Source organism: Streptomyces sp. NPDC014882 (assembly GCF_043081325.1).
Taxonomy (GTDB): Bacteria; Actinomycetota; Actinomycetes; order Streptomycetales; family Streptomycetaceae; genus Streptomyces.
In genome coordinates, this window is record NZ_JBIBWL010000009.1 from 34,381 (window position 1) to 44,479 (window position 10,099).

General features: G+C 72.7%; 6 protein-coding genes and 1 pseudogene. 3 read left to right on the forward strand and 4 right to left on the reverse strand.

Annotated features, from left to right (window positions below):
• Positions 1-170: 170 nt before the first annotated feature.
• Positions 171-2,090: a 1-deoxy-D-xylulose-5-phosphate synthase gene (gene dxs, locus ACF09K_RS21035; protein WP_392245606.1), complete on the forward strand. Its 1,920-nt coding sequence runs from the start codon at positions 171-173 to the stop codon at positions 2,088-2,090.
• 181 nt (positions 2,091-2,271) lie between these two features.
• Complete coding sequence (locus tag ACF09K_RS21040; protein ID WP_392245607.1) at positions 2,272-3,789, forward strand: amino acid permease; 1,518 nt, start codon at positions 2,272-2,274, stop codon at positions 3,787-3,789.
• Between the two features lie 196 nt (positions 3,790-3,985).
• On the opposite strand, the gene ACF09K_RS21045 is transcribed toward ACF09K_RS21040, so the two are convergent.
• Positions 3,986-4,360 carry an NTP pyrophosphohydrolase gene (locus ACF09K_RS21045; RefSeq protein ID WP_392245609.1) on the reverse strand — a complete coding sequence of 125 codons (375 nt, stop codon included), beginning with the start codon at positions 4,358-4,360 and terminating at the stop codon, positions 3,986-3,988.
• Between the two features lie 262 nt (positions 4,361-4,622).
• Here ACF09K_RS21045 and ACF09K_RS21050 point away from each other — a divergent pair.
• A pseudogene (locus ACF09K_RS21050) lies at positions 4,623-4,844 on the forward strand (hypothetical protein); the annotation flags it as partial.
• Positions 4,845-4,927: 83 nt separating this feature from the next.
• On the opposite strand, the gene ACF09K_RS21055 reads toward ACF09K_RS21050, so the two are convergent.
• From ACF09K_RS21055 to ACF09K_RS21065, 3 genes are all read right to left on the reverse strand, one after another.
• Positions 4,928-7,066, reverse strand: coding sequence for a 3-hydroxyacyl-CoA dehydrogenase NAD-binding domain-containing protein (locus ACF09K_RS21055; protein WP_392245610.1), 2,139 nt, complete (start codon positions 7,064-7,066; stop codon positions 4,928-4,930).
• Complete coding sequence (locus ACF09K_RS21060; RefSeq protein WP_392245611.1) at positions 7,063-8,280, reverse strand: thiolase family protein; 1,218 nt, start codon at positions 8,278-8,280, stop codon at positions 7,063-7,065. Before ACF09K_RS21060 ends, ACF09K_RS21055 begins: the two co-directional genes overlap by 4 nt.
• 316 nt (positions 8,281-8,596) lie before the next feature.
• Complete coding sequence (locus tag ACF09K_RS21065) at positions 8,597-9,964, reverse strand: HRDC domain-containing protein (RefSeq protein ID WP_392245612.1); 1,368 nt, start codon at positions 9,962-9,964, stop codon at positions 8,597-8,599.
• Positions 9,965-10,099: the final 135 nt, after the last annotated feature.

Below are 10,099 nucleotides of genomic sequence, written 5' to 3' on the forward strand. Positions count from 1 at the left end.
GGGCACAGGCATGCCGGGCCCGTCCGGGGAGACCCGCATCCGGGGGACGGCCGATCCGTGAATCCCCGAGGACCCCTTGAACCAAGGGGTGGGCGCCGCCCGCCGGGGCGGAAGATTAGACTCGCAGGGCCCGGCAACAGCTCGATCAGCTCTACTGCAAGGAGGCACGGGTGCCGCTGCTGACCCGCATCAGGGGACCGCGCGATCTGGACCGGCTCAGCCTGGAGGAGCTGGACCAGCTGGCAGGGGAGATCCGCACCTTCCTCGTCGACGCCGTGTCCAAGACCGGCGGCCACCTCGGCCCCAACCTCGGCGTGGTCGAGCTCACCATCGCCCTGCACCGGGTCTTCGAGTCCCCGAAGGACAAGGTGCTCTGGGACACCGGCCACCAGTCCTACGTGCACAAGCTGCTCACCGGCCGGCAGGACTTCTCCCGGCTGAAGATGAAGGACGGCCTGTCCGGCTACCCCTCGCAGGCCGAGTCCGAGCACGACGTCATCGAGAACAGCCACGCCTCCACGGTGCTCGGCTGGGCCGACGGCATCGCCAAGGGCAACGAGATCCTGAAACGGGACAGCCGCGTCGTGGCGGTCATCGGCGACGGCGCCCTGACCGGCGGCATGGCCTGGGAGGCGCTGAACAACATCGCCGAGGCCAAGGACCGCCCGCTCGTCATCGTCGTCAACGACAACGAGCGTTCCTACGCCCCCACCATCGGCGGCCTCGCCAACCACCTGGCGACCCTGCGCACGACCGACGGCTACGAGCGCTTCCTCGCCCGCACCAAGGACATCCTCGACCGCACCCCGGTCGTCGGGAAGCCCCTCTTCGACACCCTGCACGGCGCCAAGAAGGGCCTGAAGGACTTCATCGCCCCGCAGGGCATGTTCGAGGACCTCGGCCTGAAGTACGTCGGCCCCATCGACGGCCACGACATCGAGGCCCTGGAGTCGGCGCTGACCCGCGCCAAGCGCTTCGGCGGCCCCGTCATCGTGCACTGCCTCACCGAGAAGGGCCGCGGCTACCAGCCCGCCCTGGCGGACGAGGCCGACCGCTTCCACGCCGTCGGCAAGATCCACCCCGACACCGGCCTGCCGATCACCAGCAGCGGCGCCGACTGGACCTCCGTCTTCGGCGAGGAGATGGTCAAGCTCGGCACCGAGCGCGAGGACGTCGTCGCCATCACCGCGGCCATGCTCCAGCCCGTCGGCCTGGACAAGTTCGCCAAGGCCTTCCCCGAGCGCGTCTACGACGTCGGCATCGCCGAGCAGCACGGCGCCGTCTCCGCGGCGGGCCTCGCCCACGCGGGCGTGCACCCCGTCTTCGCGGTCTACGCCACCTTCCTCAACCGCGCCTTCGACCAGGTCCTCATGGACGTCGCCCTGCACAAGTGCGGGGTCACGTTCGTGCTCGACCGGGCCGGCGTGACGGGCACCGACGGCGCCTCCCACAACGGCATGTGGGACATGTCCATCCTCCAGGTCGTCCCGGGCCTCCGGCTGGCCGCGCCGCGCGACGCCGACCAGGTCCGCGCCCAGCTGCGGGAAGCCGTCCAGGTCGACGACGCGCCGACCGTGGTGCGCTTCTCCAAGGGCGCCGTCGGGCCCGCCGTACCGGCCGTGGGACGCGTCGGCGGCATGGACGTGCTGCGCGAGCCGGGCACGGACCGGCCCGACGTGCTGCTCGTCTCCGTGGGCGCCCTCGCCCCGATGTGCCTGGAGATCGCCGCCCTCCTCGACCGGCAGGGCATCTCCACCACCGTCGTCGACCCGCGCTGGGTCAAGCCCGTCGACGAGGCCATGGCCCCGCTCGCCGAGCGCCACCGCGTCGTCGTCACCGTCGAGGACAACTCGCGCGTCGGCGGCGTCGGCTCCACGATCGCCCAGGCCCTGCGCGACGCCGGGGTGGACGTGCCGCTGCGCGACTTCGGCATCCCGCCCCGCTTCCTCGACCACGCCTCCCGCCCCGAGGTCATGGCCGAGATCGGGCTCACCGCCCCCGACATCGCCCGCCAGGTCACCGGCCTGGTCTCCCGGCTCGACGGGCGGTACGACAGGACGGCCGCCGAGGTCGAGCCCGCGCGCGACTGACGGGAACGCACGCGACCGGCGGGAGGCGCACGACGCGCGCCGCCACACCGTCGCCGGGCCGGTTCCACCGCTGAGAGAGTGGTGGAACCGGCCCATTTGCGTGATGGAGCACGCTCCGGGGCATACGGACTACGGCCCCTCTCGATCATGTCGGGGACGACACCGCGTGGGAGGTAAACCCGTGAGCAACGCCCTCTTCCGGACGAAGAAGGTCGAGCAGTCCATCCTCGACACCGAAGAACCCGAGCACGCGCTCAAGAAATCCCTGTCCGCGCTCGACCTGACGGTCTTCGGCGTCGGCGTCATCATCGGCACCGGCATCTTCGTCCTGACCGGCACGGTCGCCAAGAACAACGCCGGCCCCGCCGTCGCCCTGGCCTTCGTGGCGGCCGGCGTCGTCTGCGCGCTCGCCGCGCTCTGCTACGCCGAGTTCGCCTCCACCGTCCCGGTGGCCGGCTCCGCCTACACCTTCTCCTACGCCTCCCTCGGAGAACTGCCCGCCTGGATCATCGGCTGGGACCTGGTCCTGGAGTTCGCGCTGGGCACGGCGGTGGTCGCGGTCGGCTGGTCCGGCTACATCGCCTCGCTGATGGACAACGCGGGCTGGCACCTGCCGGAGGCGCTCAGCGGCCGGGACGGCGCCGAGGGCTTCGGCTTCGACATCCTCGCCGCCGCGCTCGTCCTGGTCCTCACCGCCATCCTCGTCGTGGGCACCAAGCTCTCCGCGCGCGTCACCTCGGTGGTCGTCGCCGTCAAGGTGACCGTGGTCCTCGTCGTGATCATCGCGGGCGCCTTCCTCATCAAGGGCGACAACTACGACCCGTTCATCCCGAAGGCGCAGGAGGTGCCGGCCGGCGACAGCCTCCAGGCCCCGCTCATCCAGCTGATGTTCGGCTGGGCGCCGTCCAACTTCGGCGTGATGGGCATCTTCACCGCCGCCTCCGTGGTCTTCTTCGCGTTCATCGGCTTCGACGTGGTCGCCACGGCCGCCGAGGAGACCAGGAACCCGCAGCGCGACATGCCCCGCGGCATCCTCGGCTCCCTGATCATCTGCACCGCCCTCTACGTCGCGGTGTCGATCGTCGTGACCGGCATGCAGAACTACACCGAGCTGTCCATCACCGCGCCCCTCGCCGACGCGTTCAAGGCCACCGGCCACCCCTGGTTCGCCGGCTTCATCAGCTTCGGCGCCGCCGTCGGCCTCACCACGGTCTGCATGATCCTGCTGCTCGGCCAGACCCGCGTCTTCTTCGCGATGAGCCGTGACGGCCTGCTGCCGCGGTTCTTCTCCCAGGTCCACCCCCGGTTCAAGACCCCGCACCGGCCGACCATCCTGCTCGGCGTGCTCATCGCGATCCTGGCCGGCTTCACGCCCCTGAGCGAACTCGCCGAACTCGTCAACATCGGCACGCTCTTCGCCTTCGTGGTCGTCGCCATCGGCGTGATCATCCTCCGCCGGACCCGTCCCGACCTGCCCCGCGCCTTCCGCACCCCCTGGGTGCCGGTGCTGCCGGTCCTGTCGGTGCTGGCCTCGCTGTGGCTGATGCTCAACCTGCCCGCCGAGACCTGGCTGCGTTTCGGGATCTGGATGGTGATCGGCTTCGTCGTCTACTTCCTCTACGGCCGCTCCCACAGCCGCCTGGGCCGCGGCGAGACCACCCCCGCCGGCCGGACGGCCGCCCCCGGCGACGGCCACTGAGGCCCCCGGCCGCACGGCCTGCCGCACTCCGGCGCACGGCCCCGCACGCTCCGCCCCGGCGGCGCCTGCGGGGCCGTGCGCCGTGCTCCCGGCCGTGTCCCCGCCCGGTCGTGCGCCGTCCGACCGCGTGCCCGCCCGGTCGCGTGCCGTCCCGCCGCGCGTCGTCGGCCGGGGTGCGTGCGGGTGCCCCGGCCGCCTACGCCCGCACGGTGCGGGGCCCCGCCACCTCGGCGCCCAGCGCGGTGACCCGTCGGCGCAGCTCGCGGTCGGCCGTGACGACCAGGCGGCGGCGGTCTCCCGCCCCGGCCGCCAGGCCGACGATGTGGTCGTCCCCGCTGCCGGACGCCGACTCCACCCGTACGCCGGGCACCGACGCCACGCCGCGTGCGGCGCCCTCGACGACCAGGACGAGCTCCACGGGCCCGGAGTGCCCCGGCAGCCCGTCGGCGGCCAGCCGGTCCCGCAGCCGCTCCGCGGCGCCCCGCCGGTCGCGCCACCACCCGTCGGGCACCGACCCCACGACGTTCGCGGCGTCGACGATCACGAGCAGCGGGCCGTTGTCGTCGTCCATGGCGCCCAGGGTGCCACGGACGACGGCCGGTGACGGCCTCGGCGCAGTCCTGCCCGGGGGGCGCCGTCGACGGGCCGTCATAAAGTGACCGGGTGAACGGCGAATGGCTCGTACGTGGCCGCGACGGGCGGCTCTGTGTCTACCTGACGTCGGACGACGCGCTCCTGCGCCGCGCGGAGCGCACCCCGGGCGGCGCCTGTGACCGGCCCCGCAGGGTCGGTGGCGACCAGAAGCTGCGCGCGGTCCCGGCGGTCGGCCGAGGGGCCGGGTGGCCTTCGCGGCGTACCCCACCGAGGAGGAGGGCGCCGGCGCCCGGTGGACCGAGTCCGGACCGGCTCCGCCCGCCGACGCCGAGGTGGCCCTCGCCCGCGACCACGAGGACCGGGTGGTCGCCGTGACCCTGTCCCCGTCGGCCGGCCGGCTCCTGGTCACCCGCCGCAAGGACGAACCCGGGCTGGCGCTGACGGCGTGGCAGGAGGTCTGAGGGGCCACACCGGGAGGCCCGGCGGGAACGTGAGGAGGGCCCCCGCCGACCGGCGGAGGCCCTCCTCACGTCGTGCGCGCGCGTCACACCGGGATCGACGCCACGCCCGGGGCCAGGAACCTCTTGCCGTTCACCCGCTCCGACACGCCCTCGCGGTCCAGGTACGGCGTGATGCCGCCCAGGTGGAAGGGCCAGCCGGCACCGGTGATCAGGCACAGGTCGACGTCCTGCGCCTCGGCGACGACGCCCTCGTCGAGCATGAGCCCGATCTCCTGCGCCACCGCGTCCAGGACGCGCGCCCGCACCTGCTCCTCGGTCAGGATGGTGTCGCCCTGCTTCAGCAGTGCGGAGACCTCCGGGTCCAGCTCCGGCTTGAAGCCGTTCTCGGCGGAGTAGACGTAGAAGCCGCGCTTGCCCGCCTCGACGACCGCCTTGAGGTTCGGGGAGACCGTGAAGCGGTCCGGGAACGCCCGGTTGAGCGTCTCCGAGACGTGCAGACCGATGGCCGGGCCGACCAGTTCGAGGAGGACCAGCGGGGACATCGGCAGGCCGAGCGGTTCCACCGCCTTCTCCGCGACCTCGACGGGGGTGCCCTCGTCGATGACGTTCTGCACCTCGCCCATGAAGCGGGTCAGGATGCGGTTCACGACGAACGCCGGGGCGTCCTTCACCAGGACGGCCGTCTTCCTGAGCTTCTTGGCGACGGCGAAGGCGGTGGCCAGCGACGCGTCGTCGGTCGCCTCGCCGCGCACGATCTCCAGGAGCGGCAGGACCGCGACCGGGTTGAAGAAGTGGAAGCCCACGACCCGCTCGGGGTTCCTCAGCTTCGACGCCATCTCCGTGACGGAGAGGGACGAGGTGTTGGTGGCGAGGATCGCGTGCGCCGGGGCGACCGCCTCGACCTCCGCGAACACCTGCTGCTTGACGCCGATCTCCTCGAACACGGCCTCGATGATGAAGTCCGCGTCCGCGAAGCCCTCGGCCTTGTCCAGCACACCGGTCACCAGCGCCTTGAGGCGGTTGGCCTTGTCCTGGTTGACGCGGCCCTTGCCGAGCAGCTTGTCGATCTCGGCGTGGACGTAGCCCACACCCTTGTCGACGCGCTCCTGGTCGATGTCGGTCAGCACGACCGGCACCTCCAGGCGGCGCAGGAACAGCAGGGCGAGCTGCGAGGCCATCAGGCCCGCGCCCACGACGCCGACCTTGGTGACCGGGCGGGCCAGGCTCTTGTCCGGGGCGCCGGCCGGGCGCTTGCCGCGCTTCTGCACCAGGTTGAACGCGTAGATGCCGGCGCGCAGTTCACCGCCCATGATCAGGTCGGCGAGGGCCTGGTCCTCGGCGTCGTAGCCCTGCTGGAGGTCGCCGTTCTTGGCGGCGGCGATGATGTCGAGGGCACGGTAGGCGGCCGGGGCCGCGCCGTGCACCTTGCCGTCCGCGACGGAGCGGCCCCGGGCGACGGCCTGGTCCCAGGCCTCGCCGCGGTCGATCACCGGGCGGTCGACGACGATCTCGCCCCTGAGGACGGACGCCGTCCAGATCAGCGACTGCTCCAGGAAGTCCGCACCCTCGAACAGGGCGTCGGCGATGCCCAGTTCGTAGACCTGGGCGCCCTTGAGCTGCTTGTTCTGGTTGAGCGAGTTCTCGATGATCACCGAGACGGCCTTGTCGGCGCCGATCAGGTTCGGCAGCAGCGTGCAGCCGCCCCAGCCGGGGACCAGACCGAGGAAGACCTCGGGGAGCGAGAAGGCGGGCAGGGCCGCGGACACCGTGCGGTAGGTGCAGTGCAGACCGACCTCGACACCGCCGCCCATGGCCGCGCCGTTGTAGTAGGCGAAGGTCGGCACGGCCAGGCCGGAGAGGCGCTTGAAGACCTCGTGGCCGCCCTTGCCGATGGCGAGCGCGTGCTCGTGCTCCTTCAGCAGCTCGACGCCCTTGAGGTCGGCGCCGACCGCGAAGATGAACGGCTTGCCGGTGACACCGGCGGCGACGATCTCGCCGGCCGCGGCCTCCTTCTCGACCTGGTCGATCGCGGTGTTCAGGTTCGCGAGGGACTGCGGGCCGAAGGTGGTCGGCTTGGTGTGGTCCAGGCCGTTGTCGAGGGTGATCAGGGCGAAGCGCCCGGCACCCAGCGGCAGGTCGAAGTGGCGTACGTGCGCCTGCGTGACGACCTCGTCCGGGAACAGCTCGGCCGCGCCCTTCAGCAGTTCAGCGGTGGTGCTCACTTGTCCCCCTCGAAGTGCGGGTTCTCCCAGACGACCGTCGCGCCCATGCCGAAGCCGACGCACATGGTGGTCAGGCCGTAGCGGACGTGCGGCTGCTCCTCGAACTGACGGGCCAGCTGCGTCATCAGCCGGACGCCGGAGGAGGCCAGCGGGTGGCCGAAGGCGATGGCGCCGCCGTACTGGTTGACGCGCTCGTCGTCGTCGGCGATGCCGTAGTGGTCCAGGAAGGCCAGGACCTGGACGGCGAAGGCCTCGTTGATCTCGAAGAGGCCGATGTCGGAGATGGACAGACCCGCCTGCGCGAGGGCCTTCTCCGTGGCCGGGATCGGGCCGTAGCCCATGACCTCCGGCTCGACGCCCACGAAGGCGTAGGAGACCAGGCGCATCTTGACCGGCAGGCCGTTCTCGCGCGCGAAGTCCTCGGAGGCGATGAGGGAGGCGGTGGCGCCGTCGTTCAGACCGGCCGCGTTGCCGGCGGTGACCCGGCCGTGCACGCGGAACGGGGTCTTCAGCCCGGAGAGGTTCTCCAGGGTCGTGCCCGGACGCATCGGCTCGTCGGCGGTGACCAGGCCCCAGCCCGTCTCACCGGCCTCGGGGCTGGTGCGCCGCACGGACACCGGCACCAGGTCGGCCTGGATCTTGCCGTCGGCGTAGGCCTTGGCGGCCTTCTCCTGCGAGCGCACCGCGTACTCGTCGGCACGCAGCTTGGTGATCTGCGGGTAGCGGTCGTGCAGGTTCTCCGCCGTCATGCCCATGAACAGGGCGGACTCGTCGACCAGCTTCTCGCTGACGAACCGCGGGTTCGGGTCGACGCCCTCGCCCATCGGGTGGCGGCCCATGTGCTCGACACCGCCCGCGATGGCGACGTCGTAGGCGCCGAAGGCGACGGAGCCGGCGACCGAGGTGACGGCCGTCAGGGCGCCCGCGCACATGCGGTCGATCGAGTAACCGGGCACCGAGGTCGGCAGACCGGCCAGGATGCCGGCGGTGCGGCCGATGGTCAGGCCCTGGTCGCCGATCTGCGTGGTCGCGGCGATGGCGACCTCGTCGACCTTCTTGGGGTCGAGACCGGGGTTGCGGCGCAGCAGCTCCCGGATCGCCTTCACGACGAGGTCGTCGGCCCGGGTCTCGTGGTAGATGCCCTTCGGGCCCGCCTTGCCGAACGGGGTACGGACGCCGTCGACGAAGACGACGTCCCTGACGGTACGAGGCACGATGGCTCTCCTCCAGGTGCGGGATGGCACTGCTGCGTGGCGCAAGCGCTGAGCGCGCGCTCAGAACCCATGCTACTTGTGGGTAACGTAGCTGCACACCCCCATCCGGCGGAGCGGTGAATGTCACACGTCCGGCGTGACCGCCGCTCCGCGTCCCGGGCGCCGGTCCGCCGCGTACCCGCACGAGATCTTGGCCGGATCCCGACCTCGCGGCACCGCTTCCGCGCCCGCGGCCCGGTCGCACCGCGGGTGCGGGCACCGCACGCGGCACCGCTCACGGTCGGTGGCCGCCGTATGACAGCGATGTCCACGGCGGCTACGCGGACCCCTGACCCCCGGCCTCCGGCGCACCGCTTCCCTGCGCGCCCGCGCCCGTGCCCGCGCCGGTGCCCGCGTCCTGGCCCTTCGCCGACAGCGCCGACACCAGCAGGGGCGTCGCCTGCTCCACCTGCCAGGGGCGGGCGCCGAGGGCCGTGAGCGCCGAGGCGACGGAGTCCGCCGCGGCCGGCTGGGGCGGCTCCCAGCAGACGCGCCGGACGGTGTCCGGGGCGATCAGGTTCTCCTGCGGCATGTTCAGTTCCTCGGCCAGTGCCGAGACGGCCGACCGCGCCGCCGCGAGGCGGGCCGCGGCCTCGGGGTCCTTGTCCGCCCAGGCCCGCGGCGGCGGCGGCCCCGTGACCGACTGCCCCGGCTGCGGCAGCTGCGACTCGGTCAGCGCCCTGGCCCGGTCGACGGCAGCCTGCCACTGCTCGAGCTGGCGCCGGCTCATCCGGTGCCCGAAGCCGTTCAGCGCGGCCAGCGCGTGCACGGTGGCCGGCACGGCGAGCGCGGCCTCCACGATGGCGGCGTCGGACAGCACCTTGCCGGGCGACACGTCCCGCCGCTGGGCGATCCGGTCCCGCGTCTGCCACAGCTCCCGCACCACGCCGAGCTGGCGGCGCCGGCGCACCTTGTGCATGCCGGACGTACGGCGCCAGGGGTCCTTGCGGGGCTCGGGCGGCGGCGCGGAGGCGATCGCGTCGAACTCCTGCCGGGCCCACTCCAGCTTGCCCTGCCGGTCCAGCTCCTTCTCCAGCGCGTCGCGCAGGTCGACGAGGAGCTCGACGTCCAGGGCGGCGTAGCGCAGCCACGGCTCGGGCAGCGGGCGGGTGGACCAGTCGACGGCGGAGTGCCCCTTCTCCAGGACGAAACCGAGGACGCCCTCGACCATCGCGCCGAGTCCGACGCGCGGGAACCCGGCCAGCCGTCCGGCCAGCTCGGTGTCGAACAGCCGGGTGGGCACCATGCCTATCTCCCGCAGGCACGGCAGGTCCTGGGTGGCCGCGTGCAGCACCCACTCCACGTCGGACAGCACCTCGCCGAGCGCGGAGAGGTCGGGGCAGGCGACGGGGTCGATCAGCGCGGTGCCGGCGCCCTCGCGGCGCAGCTGCACCAGATAGGCGCGCTGGCCGTAGCGGTAGCCGGAGGCGCGCTCGGCGTCCACGGCGACGGGGCCGGTGCCGGCGGCGAAGGCGGCGATCGTCTCGGCGAGCGCGGTCTCGTCGGCGATCACGGGCGGAATGCCCTCGCGAGGTTCGAGCAGTGGTGTCGGCGCCCCGGTGGCAAGCGGTCCGTCGTCTTCCGGAGGGGCGCCCCCGGTGGTTCGCAGTGAGCTGGCTGCTGCGGTTTCTTGGGCGTCGGTCACCTGTCAAGGGTATCCGTGTGCGGACGGGGGGCGCCCCCCGGACGGTGAGGCGGGGGGCCGCCCCGGGGGGGCAAACACACCAGGGCGGGGGGGGGGGGGGGGAACCCCCGGGGCGCGCGGGGGGGCCCCGGGGCT

Coding starts and splice junctions, on each gene's coding strand:
- ACF09K_RS21045 (WP_392245609.1), bottom strand. CDS start 4,360: ATGGACGACGACAACGGCCCGCTGCTCGTGATCGTCGACGCCGCGAAC.